We start from the raw sequence: 14,262 nt of genomic DNA, 5'->3' as shown, positions 1-14,262 counted from the left end.
TTCACGACACAAAGGTACGCTTTTGTCCCGTGAATACCAAGCATAAACCCATAAATTTACTACAAATATGCTGTCAGACAATACTTTCTGCGGAATTGGGCATTTTGAGATAGATACATCAAATATCGGGACTCTGCATCTTCGATTTGGTGTAAAATTCCTGTTAAAATCTGTTTAACGGCATTTGTACACTATGATTACTTTGCCGTTGGACAATGCGTATCGAAAGTGTACAAGCTCTTTGCCGCTTTTGTGGCATCTGAATGTATGCCTAATCAGGATGTTACCTAAGTAATGTGACACGGAACAGTAGCCGGACAATGCGACAAGCGTCATATTGTACAATGTATGAAATTCGCTGATTTTCAAATCATTAAAGAGCTATAATGCAGGCAATTATATCGTCCTTTTTTAGCTGAATTACAAATCAAACCATATACATTTGCGACCGAAATTGATTAACAAGGCAATAAAATACAACGATTATGACGGAAAACAAAAACTCAAAAATGAACCTCGAACAGGAGCGCAGGATTGCGGAACTCCAAGAACGGGTGAACAGACTGGAGAACCTTTGCTATGCGGCCAAGGAAATATTGAATTTAGAGGAAGCGGCAACCTTTCTCGGTATTGCCAAAAGCACCCTTTACAAGATGACCCACTTGAACCAACTGCCGTACTTCAAGCCGTCCGGAAAACTCATCTTTTTTGAGAAGAAGAAACTCATTGAGTGGGTACGCGGCGCAAAGTCCATGTCCGTTGAAGAAATCAAGGAGGAAGCAGCCGCCAAGATTATGGAAATGAACGAAAGGCAGTAAAGCATTATTATTCACACTAAAATCAAAATAAAATGGAACAGACTAAGAACATGGAACAGACCGGAGCAGCTTCGGCCATCCACATCGAGAAAAAGAACGAGAACAGAAAACGTGAGGCAAGCGGAAAGGATGTACAAGCTATCCGCTCGTTTTTAGAAAGTCTGAGTGTTTACGAGGCGGACGCATTGCGTGTGGGCATTGCCATTGCAGACGGTAAAACCACCGCGGAAAACATTTCATCGGATGACCGCCTTGCGCTCAACCGTTATCTCAACAGCGGAAAGGACAACGAACGGATGACTGCGGACAATGCGCAGGCACATCGGTTGAACCGTGCGTTTCAACTATTGGAGCGTGTAGCGGAGTTTTGCGACAAGCGGCAATTAGTAACGGTGAATAGGTCGTTGCTATCCATCGCCGTGGATGCGGCAGACATCAGCCGAGCCGTTTCCTCACTTGACAAGCGTCCAGCACCGGGGCAACCGTTCCCCAATAGCACAGGCATCAGTGGCGCAGGAAAGTAACCGTATGCGGTTGGAAAATTCAAATGACCGATGAAAATCCACTATGGATATGGCTGCATCCCGTTCCTTTTTTTCCCTTATTTCGGATTGGAACACATTTAGTAACGGGTGTTGCTTATCAGCGAAACAGTTTTACGCTTGCGCATTACACAAAAGGATGAAGCCGTGCAGGGAACAACGAAAAACTAACAGTCAATTCCGTACATACTTTTGTACGGCTTCATTCCATTCTTACAACAGAAGCATCACATTTATATCACACTTATAGAAACAAAATTTTATGGACAAGGAAAAATACAGTTTCTTGAACCCGAAAGGGATTGAAACTTTTGCGTTCATCTTTTCGGGCAATGCACTACAATGGTTGCACGGAACAACAACCGATGACAACGGCAGGAAAATCGGCAACTTCACATTGTTTGGCGACCTCTTGGCAAGGATGGCTCTTGCGGACGGTACGGCCAAAGGTTTCTACAGACCGCTCACGCTGTCAGTCGGTCAGGCGCAGTATTCCGAAGAACAGCTTTCAACACAATGGAGCATGGGCAGGAAGCGCATCCGCCGCCTGTTGGACGAACTGGCAAGACTGGAACTCATAGACACCTCCCGTTCAAGGGTTGCGTCCGTGATGACTTTTCCATGCCTCCTGCAATGGATGACAAAGGATGGCAGCGTAGTTTCTAATCCGTTCATCCACAAACAAAGGGAAAGAATAGAACCGCTCTAAATGGTGGCAAACGGGCAGACTGGCTGATTTCCCGCTTTCCCGTTGTTCTCCAATCCGGCAAATCATCCGGCACACATAAGGCTTTCCGATGGCTAACGTAAGGGATGAATGGCGTGGAGCGTCAGCGTTGAGTTGCGAGATATGCGAGGTATTACCGCCTTCGGACGGTATTACCACGACACTCTCGCAACGGTCTGGCAGCCGTTGTCCTTGCCGCTCGCAGGCTCGCACCATCCCTTTTGTAGATACCGTATTATTCCATTTTAAGAACTTTTGTTTATGGCATATGAAGAAGATACTTCCAAGCAGCAATCCGAACAGGAAAAGCCTGTTGTAAGGCGTGACAAGGTGGTGGTCACCAAAGTCACGGAACAGGAGCTTACACAAATCAAAAGCACCGCCAACCAATGCGGCATGACCCGCAGCGACTTCATCCGTGCAAGGGCACTCGGCTATAAGCCAAGATTGAGGCTTTCCGATGCGGAATTGGATGGTTTGCGCCAGCTTGCGGCTTGCAGGACGGACATGGTGAACTTCGCCAACGCCCTGCATGGTTTGAGCGACAATGAGAAGGTAAAACTTTTCCGGCACCAGCCGACCATGCTTGACTGGTACGAGAAAGTGGCATATGTCACGAACCGTGTCACCGACTTCTTGCAGTCCGCACAGACGGCCAACAGCTATCCGGCAGGAACAACAAACGAAAATGCAAAGGAGGACTAAGCATGATAGCCAAGGCAAAGGCCGTAGCCCACGGCATTAGGGCAATGCTGTATGTGTCTGGTGAATCGAGGAACAAGAAGCATCCCGAAAGGATAATCCGTATCTGCGACAACTTCATGCCGCAGGGAATGGACGCGACAGGCATTTTTACGGAAATGAAGTTTGCCACGATGAACCATCCGAACATCAAGAACAATATCATTCGCATGGAGATAAGCCCGGCGATGGAGCATACCGAAAACTTCACTTTGGATGATTGGCGGGAACTGTGGCATGACTTCGCCGCCGCTTTCGACATGCAGGAAATCCGAGACAAGGACGGCAAGGTGGTTTCCGAGCAGACAAACATATCGGGCAGCAAGTCATCCGTCTGGCTGCATGAGGAATCCGACAGCAGAATACCCCATCTTCATGCCATCGTCAGCCGGATGGACGAAAACGGGAACATCAACAACGACCACGCCATACACCTCCGCGCACAACGGGCGGCGGAAATGATAGCCCGGCAAAGGGGATGGACTACGGCACAACACATACACGAAACCAACATCCCGAAAGTCAGTGCCGACTGCATGGAAGTCTTGCGCGAACTTGACAACTGGTCATGGGACGGCTACCAAGAAAGGCTTGCCGCCAAAGGTTACGAGTTATATTTGCGGAAAGATAAGAAAGATGTCATTCGTGGCTATGTGCTTCTTAAAGGCAACACGAAATTCAAGGCATCGGAACTTGGAAAGGGACGCAACCTGACCGCATCACGCATCAGGCAGACATGGGAAAAGCTACATTCCGGCAATGAGCAACAAGTCCGTCCGGCAACCAAACAGCCAGTTGTACCGACACCGAAACCATCCGTTCTTAATGGTACGGAACATAGGTCACAGCCATTTGTACAACATCGTAATCCTATATTCGAGGATTATACCACTTATAAATCCAATCACCAGCCCACAGAGTTTGAATATGACGGCGAGACCTATAAGCGTTATCTTCCAGACAAGGTGCTTGACTTCTTCAACTATGAGTTCGACTATCTGGAACTGGCCAACTGGCAAGCCCTGCAAACCTTGCGATGGCTTACTTCACTTTGATAGCATCACCCTACGAGGTGACATCGGGCGGCGGTGGCGGCGGTTCGCAGTCTGACTTGAAATGGGGGCGTGACCCGAAAGAGGATGAGATAGAGTTTGCCCGTAGATGTGCGCAGGCCGCTTCAAAGAGAATCGGCAGACATTCCAAAGGCGGAATAAAACGTAAATAAAAAACTAAAAAACAGAAATGCAATGAAACAACCCGATACGGCAGCACTCCGTGAGAGGCTTGCCAATTATACACCCGAAGATGAGTTGGAACAGGATAAGCAGGAACTTGACGGACTGACTCAGGAAGTCAACTGCCAGCTAATCGAGTTTCGCAATCTGCTGAAAGAAATCAATGCGCTCAAGGAAGAACTGCACGGCATACACGGTAGTTTGAAGCATACCGTCCAACGTGAACGAACTGCCTTCAATGCCTTGGTTGCGGCAAAAGACAGTGCGGACAATATCATGGACGGCATCAACCGTGCCATTGTCAAAGCAGAACAGCACACCGTCATCCGTGCCAAAATCGGTACCGATGAACTGGCGAAAGTGCATCAATGTACAGCCGACCATATCAAGACCGAAGAAGAACTGTTGGAGAAGCACTGTAAGAAAATGGCCAAACGCCTCCAAAGCAATGAAGGCATTTGGCTTTCTACACCGTGGCTCATATTCGTGGTGATAGTTTTGTCTGTAAGTTATCTTGCCGTAATTTTATGGGCTATATACAAAAGATGAGTTACACACTTTTACTTTCCCAATGATTTGAACATTTTGGTAATGCACCGCTTCTTTTGTTCCATATTGGGATGGACGTAAAGGTTGAGCGTAGTTGAAATGTTTGAATGACCCAACAATACGCTGACAGTTTTATAGTCACATCCGGCTTCAATACAACGGGTGGCGAAGCTGTGCCGCAGACCGTGATATTTCAGTTTGGGGATGTCGAGCTTCGCCATCAAACCATTGTAATAGTTACGATACGTGCGTGGTTCTGTTGGACGCTCATCATTAGTAAGCACATAAAAATCTTCATTGACCACCTTTTTCAACGGTTTAATCATAGACAACAACTCCTTGCTCATAGGAATTTCGCGGCAGGAGTTTTTTGTTTTGGGTGTGTTGATGACCAACTCCGTATGCTTTTTCTCACCCTCAATGATATAGATGCGTTCAATCGTGCGACTGACCGTTATTGTTCCATCTGCCACATTGATGTCGCTCCACTTCAAAGCGCATATTTCTCCAATGCGCAGCCCTGTACTAAGGCTGATATAAATTCCCAACCCAGTAAAGGTAAAGTGGCTCTGAATGTAGTTCAGAATCTTTCGGTGATTGGCGACAGACAGCACTTCCAGTTCCTTGCTGGTGGAGGTCGTGGGGTATTTTATATCCCATTCGTAGTAAGTCATCCATTCATTTTTAACTCCGAACTTCATCACCATTTTAAGGACTATCAGAATGTCCTTTACTGTTTTGACACTTAGGCCGTTTCCTAACTTTTGCAAGACGAATGCCTGCACTGCCTGTTCGTGGAGTGAATCACCGTCCCCGAAATATGGGAGGACGTGGTTCTCCAAGATTAACACATAAGCCGCCATCGTGGACTGCTTTACATAAGGCCGCTTGTACTCTTTCCAAGCTGCCGCAATTTCTCTAACTGTTTTATGAATCATGATTTCTAAATAATTGGTTCTTATAATTAGAGAAATATAGTGTGGTTAGTTCCGGCTTTGAGATTTCCAGAGTTTACGGAGGAGTGGGAGGAGCATTATTTAGCTGAATATTTAGATTTCAAGAACGGATTAAACCCCAGTGCTAATAAATTTGGTAGTGGTATAAAGTTCATATCTGTTATGGATATTCTGAATAATGACTTTATTACTTATGATTGCATCAGAACTTCTGTGGAAATAACACCAGAGGAACAAGTGGCATTTGCTGTTGAAAAGGGTGATATGCTGTTCCAACGAAGTTCTGAAACATTGGAGGATGTCGGTAGAGCGAATGTCTATATGGATGACCGACCAGCAGTGTTTGGTGGTTTTGTAATACGAGGGAAAAAGAAAGCTGAATACAATCCTATGTTCTTTCGGTATCTGTTAGCAAGTCCTTATGCTAGAAAAAAGGTTATTCCGATGGGCGCAGGTGCGCAACATTTTAATATCGGACAGGATGGGTTGAGCAAAGTAAAACTTCATTTCCCCATATTACAGGAGCAACAGAAAATAGCTGATTTATTGCGATTGATAAACGAGCGCATTTCTACTCAGAACAAAATCATTGAGGATTTGAAGAAACTAAAGTCTGCGATTAGTAAACAGGTATTTGCTCAAGAACCTAATGGATGGAGTAGATTAGACACTTTGTTCTCAAAAGGCAAGGCTGGTGGTACTCCGACATCCACAAATAAAGAATACTATAATGGAGAAATACCATTCTTGAGTATTAACGATATAACAAAACAAGGTAAGTATGTCCGATACACAGAAAATCATTTGAGCCAAAGTGGATTAGAAAACTCTTCGGCATGGGTAGTTCCAAAGTATAGTTTAATAATGTCAATGTACGCATCAGTTGGCTTGGTAACTATAAATGAAATACCTATTACTACAAGCCAGGCAATGTTTGCAATGCAACTCAAAGACAAAGATTTATTGGATTATCTGTACTACTACTTAGGTCAGTTTACAAGGAACTACACGCAGACCGTGAAACGGGCTGCTGACAACAAACGGCGGTATGCTCCCGGAGAGGGCAGCATACCGCCTGTTTTGTTGTCCGGGGTTTCCAAAGGGGTGCCCCCTTTGGCACACGACTTTGCTTGCAAAGTGTAGTGTGTTATACCTGCTGGCGTGGCTGACGGGGGAAACGGGGTGCGGTGCTTCTTGCGCCCCGTTTGCTCCGGCAGGAAAACAGGCTGAATTTTTGCGAATGGGAATGAGCAAAAAATCGGCCTGTTTTCAGAGAACGGCGGCAGGTATATGAAAGCCCCCGTCCCTCGTCCTACGCTCCGACTTGTGGACAAAGTGTCCCGAAGTTGTGGCCACACTCCCGGAAAAGTAGCAGGACAGCGGGCAACCGTCAAGGCTGAAATGAACGGGGTTACACCCGGCCTTGACCGCCGCCCGCCGCCCCGCTGGATGGGTGGACAAGGCGGCCAATCCCTCAAAGTGCTTGTCCGCGCTCTTTCTGATTTTGAGGTATTCAGTTTTTCAAAATTGAATAATCAAAATAAATTTTTTCGATTGAAAAAATTTTATTTGTTATCATCTTCAATGCCATATTTTTTCTTTTGCCGAATCACATAATTACTGATTTTTTCATCATATAGTGGATACTGGTAATCCAACTGGCATGCCACTCTGACGAAACCTCCCGGAACAATGCCATACATTGTTCAAAGGATTCCCACATATGGGGATAGGAATCCATATTATAAGTGGACATAAGTCGTTCCCACAATTCCTCTGGGACATATTGCTTCATAAATTTATAGTTTTTTCCCAAACTGAAATGAAATCCCTGTTTGATACCAATCAGCCAGGAAATCATGCGAAGCAATTCTTTTCGTACTATATCATTCATATGGTCAATAGCAAAAAGAATTTCTTTGCGGCATAAGCCCTTTACTACATATGTTGTAGTATTCCAAAATTCATTACAGCAATCGTCAAACATTCTTTGAGTAGGCTTCTGCAAGTGGTAGTCTATATCCGTTGGTATTGGCGGCTTTACGATACGGTTGTCTTTATCCAACAGTAACTTTACCAGTTTATCCCATGTAAAATACTCGTCTATCAGTTCCAGCGGCAGCAAAGTTAAATCTATCTTAACATCATCAGTAAACAGCATTAAATATGAAAATCCCTTTTCTACAGCTGGAAATAATTCCATATCTTCCGGCTTTTGCAGAATCAACCTTTCACCAAATATATCTAGCCATTTATCATCACTTGTGAAGCTGTCCATATCCGTAACAAAAAAAGTAATATCAAAATCCTGAAAATCATCAGGCGGAATATTTGTATTTGTTCTAGATCCTTCCAAAGTAACCATGCGAATGCGTTTGTCTGTTTTTGCAAAATTCAAAACAATATCATAAACTTCCTTTTCTGATCTCATTTTTATCTCCTCCAATTATTGAAATAGGTGTGAAGCCATTTTAGGGCTTTCCCGCCTTGATTACCCTTTAGCAAAGACGGGCGGGGCTGTCAACGGCGGCGCATGAAATGCGCCGTTCATCTTGACCGTTGACTGGCTCGGCTGGCTTTGCTATTTTTATCGAATTGCATATTGGTAAATTGCATTGATATGTACTTGGGTTGTATTCACGATTGGCACATTAACATCTTCGGGCTTTATGGCAAGTGGCAGCTCCGTACAGGCGAGAATGAGTGCATCTACATTTTCTTTTTCAATGTATTTATTTGCCAGTGCAATCATTTTCTCTTTATCACTAGGAATTACTATGCCATTCTCTAAATTGGGGTATATCAGTTTTCCTAATAGAGATATTATTTTTTCGCTATCGCCTTTACAAGTAACATCATCGGGCGGCGAAGTTCATCTTCCATACCCGGAATATCCATCATCTCTTTAGGCGGTTCTGCTTCCTCTACAACTTTAAGCTCAAACCCATTGTTCAGCAATCCCATTATAATCTGTGTAAGTGTGTGATGTTGTTTTACTACATCACATCCTAAAAAATGTGTATTTCGTTCTCCTGTTATAAAGTAATTATCAATCGCCCAATATTGCGGTTTCCCATCATCTGTATAAATCCAATCCTGCCCAACTCCTGCGGTAAAAACAGGGTGTTCGATATTAAAAAGAAAAATTCCACCTGGTTTTAATGTCCTATACACTTTTTGAAATATTTCCACTATGTCCTCTATATAGTGCAGAGCTAAATTAGATATAACACAATCCCATTCATTTTCTGGATAGTCATATTCCTCTAATCCGCTAATACGATATTCAATTTGATTTCCTGAATTGCGCTTTTGGGCTTCCTCAATCATTTTCTTACTTAAATCGATCCCTAATATTTTTGTAGCTCCTTGTTCTTCTGCGAACTTGCAGTGCCAGCCATATCCGCACCCCAAGTCAAGAACAGATTTTCCTTCTAACGAAGGAAACAAAGGTTTTAATTGATGCCATTCACCAGCAGCTTTTAACCCCTCTTTATCAATGACAATAACATTCCCTTGTGTTTCTTCAAGAATTGCTGATCGCAAACTCGTTTTCCCTGACCCTGGTTGCCCACCAAGTAAAAAAGCGGTTGGCGATTCAACCGCTTTTTTTCCTTGAACCAATTCTTCTAAATTATCATTTAAGCGATTTTCAAATTGTTTGTCAGTAAAATTGACTATATTTGCCATATTAAGCCACTTTCTCTTTATTCAAAACTTGTTTTGAATAGCGATTCATTGACCGCCAATACTCATGAACGGCTTGTAATTCTTCTAAAGAATAATCAAAAAGATTTACACGTTTTGCAAGCTTTAATTGGTTTAATAAATTGACTTCCAATAATTGAGAGTCATTTTTATTTAATTCATGATTCAAAACATAGTTTAATACTCGATTATAAACGCTTGCCGATAATTCGTTAATGATCTCTATTTCAAATGTTTTTTCATAAGTAACTGCCATTTCATTTTCACTCCTTTTAAAGTTTGTCAGGTAAATATTTCCGAATATATTCTTCTAAGGCTTTATCCATAACTTCTTTTACGTTTCCGCCATTCTTTGCTGTTTCGATTTTTATAATATGGTGCAAGTCAGCACGAACACGAACCGTCTTATCCCCCATAATATCTTTTTTTGCACTGATTGGTGTATCATTTCGTTTTGCTTTTTGTGCGCCTAAATTTCCCACAACCACTCACTTCTTTCTATTTCTTCTTACTCTTATTTTATCATCAACAATCACAAATCACAAGTGATTTGTGATTAATCACTTGTGATTTGTGATTCTATTCTTTTTCGTTTTCTAATTGAATGATTCGCTCAAGCATTTCAAAAAATACGTTCTCATACATAGATAAAATCAATATATCCCTTTTCTCCGATTTTTACAACGGCATTGTAGGACTTTCTATCTTTCGTTTTGATTCCTTTTACCAGGGTTTCTTTTCCCTCTAGTAATTCTTTTACATTTGTTTTGGTGAGTTTTTTCTTTCTAAAATGTTCAGCTAAAGTGAAGGTACATTCAGGATAATTTGAACAACCATAAAACGATTTTTTTAATACAATATTGTTGCCACACTTAGGACATTTTCCTACAAGGGGTCCCGAGCGCTTAGTGGGAATTTGTACCCCTTATCGATACAAATTCCCCGTAGGCGCTAGGGACCTCTTTAGCTCCTTGGAAGCTGTCAGTAGTATACCTAATAATTTATCTACATTCCCTTTAGTAACGTGTAACTTTCCAAATTTACAAAAGCGACTCATAGAATTATTTCCTCCCGTTAAATAATAGATAACTATTAAAAATAGACAATACTTGCTCATAAGTAACGGTACTTAAATTGTTTACTTTGGCGTGTTTCATTGCTTGATGAAACTGATTTTTAGTAAACAGTTGACGATATTCTCGATTGACCCATTTTGAAACAAAGTACGTATATAGCTTCCAATATTTATCTGGAACATCTGTGGTATGGCGGGTAAGTTTTATTAAGACACTGTTTACTTTTGGTTTAGGATGAAAGCATTCCGCTGGCAGCTTAAGCAATTGCTGAATCGAGACTTGAGTGTGCAAGAGCAACCCTAGTGTTCGGTGAATATCCAAGGTACCCTTGTAGAATCCTTCTTCAACAATCAGATAGATGTCAGACGCATGGCTTTCAAAAACCACTTTTTTAATAATTTGTGTGCTTAAATGGTAAGGAATACTCCCAACAATTTTATACCTCTGTTTGTTAGGGAATTGAAACTGTAGAATATCTTGGTGAATTAAAGTGACACGAGTATTCAGTTTTAATTTTTCTGACGATAAGTTGAATAGATGACTGTCTAATTCAATAGACGTTACCTGTTTACTTATTTTAGCCAGTTTCGTCGTTAAATGCCCTTTACCTGTTCCAATTTCGTAAACGGTATCGGTTTCTTTTAAATTCAATTGTTTTATTATTTGGTTGAGTACTTTTTCACTCGTTAAAAAGTTTTGAGAATATTTTATATTTTTGTTCATGTAATCACTCCTTCTTAATTACAAATTTTTAGCATCTAATTTAACTTCAATAGACTAAGAAGCTGTTTAAATTTTATTCAAAAATAATTTTATGGCAGCGATATGCAGCATGGCTTCGTGCGTATCGGCCTGTATTCATAGTCAATGGTCAGTCTCCTGAAGTTCTCGAGCCATGAGAAAGTGCGCTCGACAATCCATCTTTTCGGCAAGCATCTGTTGCGTCAAGCCGAGTTCCGTCATCCGTTTTGACATGGCGGCGGCAATCAACTGTGAATATTCCGCCCAATCCTTTTTATCCTGTTTCACACCAGTTTCCTGCTTTACGGCTTCCAAAGCCATACAAGGCATTTTATCTGTCGTTGTATTCATTGAAAGATTACCTTATCTTGTCTGGATGCAAAGGTAATACAATTATTCGAGAAAACACAACCAACGAGTTGTGTTTTTACAAAAATGATTTCTTCTCCATAAATATGAAACATTATAGGGAGTCGTTGATTTAGCGACCCCCTAAACAACTTCTACTTCAAATATAGGGGGATGTCATTTCAACAACCCCCTGTTTGGGCTATCATTCAAGTTAGAACACACCGTTTGTCAGGTTCATTGCTTCAACTTTCTTTTCCATTTTCACCTTTGCGTAAACCTGCGTTGACGCGATGCTGCCATGCCCCAAAATCTTGCTGACTGAGTAGAGTTCCGCACCTGCCGTTATCGCCAGCGTTGCCGCCGAATGGCGGCTGCTGTGATAGGTGAAATCCTTTTCTATCCCTGCCTTGTCCTTGATGCGGCGCACGTACTTTGCCACGTTGTCGGGCTTCTTCACCAACGGGAAGATGATGCCGTCCTCTCCGTTTTCGGGGCGTGGAGGAAGCAACGATAGAGCCAACGCATTGAGCGGTACGGCAACTGGCCGCTTGGTCTTGTGCTGGATGACCGACACCGTTTGTACGCCGTTTACGTCCTTGATGTCGCTCCACCGCAGCCGTTGCATGTCGCCGAGCCTAAGCCCCGTCATGCACGAGAAGCCGAAAGCCCTTTGCACGACTTCTTCCATATAGGTTTGCGGCTCTACGGCAAGAAAGCGTTTCAGTTCGTCAGCCGTCAGGTATTCGCGGTGCTTGTCCGGCGCATGGAAACGCTCCTCCCTTGTAAGTTCCTGAACGGGATTGGAAGCCATCAGTCCGTCACGCACGGCCTTGTTGAAGATGGCCTTTACCGTTTCCTCAAACAGTACGAGGGTGTAAGCCGCCAGTCTGCCGCCATTTGCCTTTATCTGTTTACGGTTGCGGTAATTGCGCATATACCCGAATAGGCCGCTTACCAAATCCCTATCCACGTCTTTCAGCAGGACATCCGTTTTCTTGGCTCGTTTCAAATAAGTCTCAATCCGTCTGCGCACAACGTCCTTGTGCTGTATCATCTTTGGGCAGTTCCCGTCCAGCATGGCGCAACGCACATAGTCGTCACACCACTGGAGCCAGGTCATGGTCTTGGCCGCTTCGTTTTCTTCCGTCTTTTGCTTCTTCTCGAATGACGGAGGGGTAAGGATGCGCTGCGCCTGTATCTCCTGCGCCTTTCGGTAGGTCTGCTCGTTGAGTTTCCTTGCATTGGGCGCATCATCGGGTACAAGGTACAGGTGCAGGTTTTCTCTTTTGCGGAAGCCCGTTTCGTAGTATTCCAGATACAGGCTGCGGTTTCCGGCAGTCAACATTCTCACTTTGATTTCCACTTTCATAAAATTCTTCCTTTCGATTTTTGTTATACAAACATATTGTTCACGAGGTTCATAGTCTCGATTTTCTTCTTATCCACTATCTTGGCATAGACTTCGGTCATGCGGATGCTTCGGTGTCCGAGTATCTTGCTCACCGTGTAGAGGTCTGCGCCGAGGGTCAGCAACAGGTCGCCGCCGTATGCCTGCTACAATGGTAGGTGATGTGCTTCTGTATTCCGGCCTCCTGCATCCATTCGCCCAACACTACTTCCACCGTGGTAGAGGTGATGCGCAACTGATGGAAAACCCGGTCGTCATCCTTTGACTTTCGGGGCATCCATTTCAAGGCTTCATTGGAGAGCGGTATCGTCACCGTGTTCTTGGTTTTCACCTGCTGATGCTCGATGTAGAGCGTCTTCCCGTCCGCCGCCGTGTGTATCTCGCTCCATTTCAAGGTCATCATGTCGCTGTACCGTAACCCGGTGAAACAGGAAAACAGAAATGCCTTTTTCACAATGTCGTAGCGGCACGGCGTGGCCATCAGTTGACGAAGTTCCTCAATGGTCAGGAACTCACGCATGGCGCTCAGCTTCTGCGGCTTCTCCTTTGTTTCCAACAGTTTGAAAGGATTGCGGTCTAACATTCCCTCGCTTACGGCCTTGTTCAGCGCAGCGGCAAGGCGGTTCATAAAGATGCGGCAGGTCGTACTGCTCAACGTCTTTTTGCCTTGGTTGAACGTGCAGGTTTTCAGAAAGGCGATGAAGCCCTTGCAGAAATCCTTGTCAACCTCTTTTAGGGCGAGGGTCGGCTTGCTATATATAATAGGTATTCTTCCACCCTTGCCTGTGCGTTCCGCTTCGACCTCATGCTGGCCGGACTTAGCCCATTTTCCTCGGCGGTGTACTTCGCCACCCATGCGCTGAGCGTCATCCGTGCCTTTTTCACGTCCTCCCAGTTCACAAGACCCTTTTCCTGAATGTCGAGGATGCGTTGCGCCTTGATTTGCTCGGCCAGCTTGCGCGTGTTCCTGTTCTGCAACTTGGCGGCGGCATCCGTTTCAGGCACGAGGTAGAGTTTCAGACCCTCTTTCTTCCTTGCGCCACGATAGTACATGTCGAGATACAGGCTTACATTGCCATCGTTGAGCCTCTTTTCTCGTATGCGGACAGGCTCCTTGATTTTGATTTCTTTCTTCTTTCGTCCCATTTTCTTTTCTGTGCTATCCGATTCTTGGATTTGTTACTATATTGTATATCAGTCACTTGCAAGCGCAACAAAGATAATTCACGGCGGGACAAAAACGGGACAAAAAGCGTGCTTTTATATCCCAAATTAGGCAAATATAACTATCCAATCAAAAAACGGCCTCTATTCATAATTAACTATAAATCAGTGCTATTTGGCAGATTACGTTAGATATGTTTTCCTATGGTTTTACACATCTGGAGTAATTGGTGGTTACTGGTGGAT

At 43.7% G+C, this 14,262-nt stretch carries 17 protein-coding genes and 5 pseudogenes; 8 read left to right on the top strand and 14 right to left on the bottom strand.

The window, feature by feature from the left end:
• The first annotated feature begins 485 nt into the window (after nucleotides 1-485).
• The 7 genes and pseudogenes from DXA05_RS24820 to DXA05_RS24795 all read left to right on the top strand — a co-directional run bounded on the left by DXA05_RS24820 (nucleotide 486) and on the right by DXA05_RS24795 (nucleotide 4,612).
• Entirely contained in the window at nucleotides 486-818 is a 333-nt protein-coding gene (locus DXA05_RS24820; RefSeq protein WP_007487647.1) for a helix-turn-helix domain-containing protein, read from the top strand.
• A gap of 32 nt (nucleotides 819-850) precedes the next feature.
• Nucleotides 851-1,342, top strand: coding sequence for a hypothetical protein (locus DXA05_RS24815; RefSeq protein ID WP_008665471.1), 492 nt, complete (start codon nucleotides 851-853; stop codon nucleotides 1,340-1,342).
• A 280-nt stretch (nucleotides 1,343-1,622) separates the two neighbouring features.
• Entirely contained in the window at nucleotides 1,623-2,069 is a 447-nt protein-coding gene (locus DXA05_RS24810) for a hypothetical protein (RefSeq protein WP_007487650.1), read from the top strand.
• Nucleotides 2,070-2,157: 88 nt separating this feature from the next.
• Nucleotides 2,158-2,406 carry a hypothetical protein gene (locus DXA05_RS28195; RefSeq protein ID WP_284515698.1) on the top strand — a complete coding sequence of 83 codons (249 nt, stop codon included), beginning with the start codon at nucleotides 2,158-2,160 and terminating at the stop codon, nucleotides 2,404-2,406.
• The gene (locus DXA05_RS24805) at nucleotides 2,349-2,792 is read left to right on the top strand and encodes a hypothetical protein (RefSeq protein WP_008665473.1); all 444 of its coding nucleotides are present in this window, start codon (nucleotides 2,349-2,351) and stop codon (nucleotides 2,790-2,792) included. Before DXA05_RS28195 ends, DXA05_RS24805 begins: the two co-directional genes overlap by 58 nt.
• Nucleotides 2,793-2,794: 2 nt before the next feature.
• A pseudogene (locus DXA05_RS24800) lies at nucleotides 2,795-4,053 on the top strand (relaxase).
• Nucleotides 4,054-4,075: 22 nt separating this feature from the next.
• A complete protein-coding gene (locus DXA05_RS24795) occupies nucleotides 4,076-4,612 on the top strand; it encodes a hypothetical protein (protein WP_008665475.1) in 537 nt (178 codons plus the stop codon).
• 11 nt (nucleotides 4,613-4,623) lie between these two features.
• On the opposite strand, the gene DXA05_RS24790 is transcribed toward DXA05_RS24795, so the two are convergent.
• On the bottom strand, nucleotides 4,624-5,550 hold the full coding sequence (locus DXA05_RS24790; RefSeq protein WP_007487658.1) for a site-specific integrase: 927 nt from the start codon (nucleotides 5,548-5,550) through the stop codon (nucleotides 4,624-4,626).
• 39 nt (nucleotides 5,551-5,589) lie between these two features.
• On the opposite strand from DXA05_RS24790, the gene DXA05_RS24785 reads away from it, so the two are divergent.
• Nucleotides 5,590-6,711, top strand: a complete 1,122-nt coding sequence (locus DXA05_RS24785) for a restriction endonuclease subunit S (protein ID WP_008665477.1) — start codon at nucleotides 5,590-5,592, stop codon at nucleotides 6,709-6,711.
• A 422-nt stretch (nucleotides 6,712-7,133) separates the two neighbouring features.
• Here DXA05_RS24785 and ant(6) read toward each other — a convergent pair.
• The 13 genes and pseudogenes from ant(6) to DXA05_RS28180 form a co-directional block, all read right to left on the bottom strand.
• A pseudogene (gene ant(6), locus DXA05_RS24770) lies at nucleotides 7,134-7,999 on the bottom strand (aminoglycoside 6-adenylyltransferase).
• Nucleotides 8,000-8,155: 156 nt separating this feature from the next.
• Nucleotides 8,156-8,371 carry an aspartate/glutamate racemase family protein gene (locus tag DXA05_RS24765; RefSeq protein WP_326569838.1) on the bottom strand — a complete coding sequence of 72 codons (216 nt, stop codon included), beginning with the start codon at nucleotides 8,369-8,371 and terminating at the stop codon, nucleotides 8,156-8,158.
• Nucleotides 8,372-8,391: 20 nt separating this feature from the next.
• Nucleotides 8,392-9,258: a methyltransferase domain-containing protein gene (locus DXA05_RS24760; RefSeq protein WP_007857419.1), complete on the bottom strand. Its 867-nt coding sequence runs from the start codon at nucleotides 9,256-9,258 to the stop codon at nucleotides 8,392-8,394.
• 1 nt (nucleotide 9,259) lies between these two features.
• Entirely contained in the window at nucleotides 9,260-9,532 is a 273-nt protein-coding gene (locus DXA05_RS24755) for an antitoxin (protein ID WP_000301765.1), read from the bottom strand.
• A gap of 16 nt (nucleotides 9,533-9,548) precedes the next feature.
• Nucleotides 9,549-9,764: a peptide-binding protein gene (locus tag DXA05_RS24750; RefSeq protein WP_002321610.1), complete on the bottom strand. Its 216-nt coding sequence runs from the start codon at nucleotides 9,762-9,764 to the stop codon at nucleotides 9,549-9,551.
• 91 nt (nucleotides 9,765-9,855) lie between these two features.
• Nucleotides 9,856-9,943: pseudogene (locus DXA05_RS28515) on the bottom strand (chromosome partitioning protein ParA); the annotation flags it as partial.
• A gap of 42 nt (nucleotides 9,944-9,985) precedes the next feature.
• A pseudogene (locus DXA05_RS28510) lies at nucleotides 9,986-10,192 on the bottom strand (topoisomerase DNA-binding C4 zinc finger domain-containing protein); the annotation flags it as partial.
• Nucleotides 10,193-10,337: 145 nt separating this feature from the next.
• Nucleotides 10,338-11,075, bottom strand: coding sequence for a 23S rRNA (adenine(2058)-N(6))-methyltransferase Erm(B) (gene erm(B), locus DXA05_RS24735; RefSeq protein WP_007487729.1), 738 nt, complete (start codon nucleotides 11,073-11,075; stop codon nucleotides 10,338-10,340).
• A 66-nt stretch (nucleotides 11,076-11,141) separates the two neighbouring features.
• Nucleotides 11,142-11,284: pseudogene (locus tag DXA05_RS28190) on the bottom strand (transposase); the annotation flags it as partial.
• On the bottom strand, nucleotides 11,217-11,444 hold the full coding sequence (locus DXA05_RS24730) for a hypothetical protein (protein WP_284515700.1): 228 nt from the start codon (nucleotides 11,442-11,444) through the stop codon (nucleotides 11,217-11,219). The gene DXA05_RS24730 and the pseudogene DXA05_RS28190, both read right to left, overlap by 68 nt.
• A 211-nt stretch (nucleotides 11,445-11,655) precedes the next feature.
• Entirely contained in the window at nucleotides 11,656-12,813 is a 1,158-nt protein-coding gene (locus tag DXA05_RS24725; RefSeq protein WP_008666039.1) for a site-specific integrase, read from the bottom strand.
• 157 nt (nucleotides 12,814-12,970) lie between these two features.
• On the bottom strand, nucleotides 12,971-13,543 hold the full coding sequence (locus DXA05_RS28185; RefSeq protein ID WP_284515699.1) for a site-specific integrase: 573 nt from the start codon (nucleotides 13,541-13,543) through the stop codon (nucleotides 12,971-12,973).
• Between the two features lie 41 nt (nucleotides 13,544-13,584).
• A complete protein-coding gene (locus DXA05_RS28180; protein ID WP_284515697.1) occupies nucleotides 13,585-13,998 on the bottom strand; it encodes an Arm DNA-binding domain-containing protein in 414 nt (137 codons plus the stop codon).
• Nucleotides 13,999-14,262: the final 264 nt, after the last annotated feature.

The organism is Bacteroides sp. AM54-2NS (genome assembly GCF_003602935.1).
GTDB lineage: Bacteria > Bacteroidota > Bacteroidia > Bacteroidales > Bacteroidaceae > Bacteroides > Bacteroides xylanisolvens.
The sequence above is the reverse complement of the archived record's forward strand: the minus strand, read 5'-3'. Positions and strand labels throughout refer to the sequence as shown.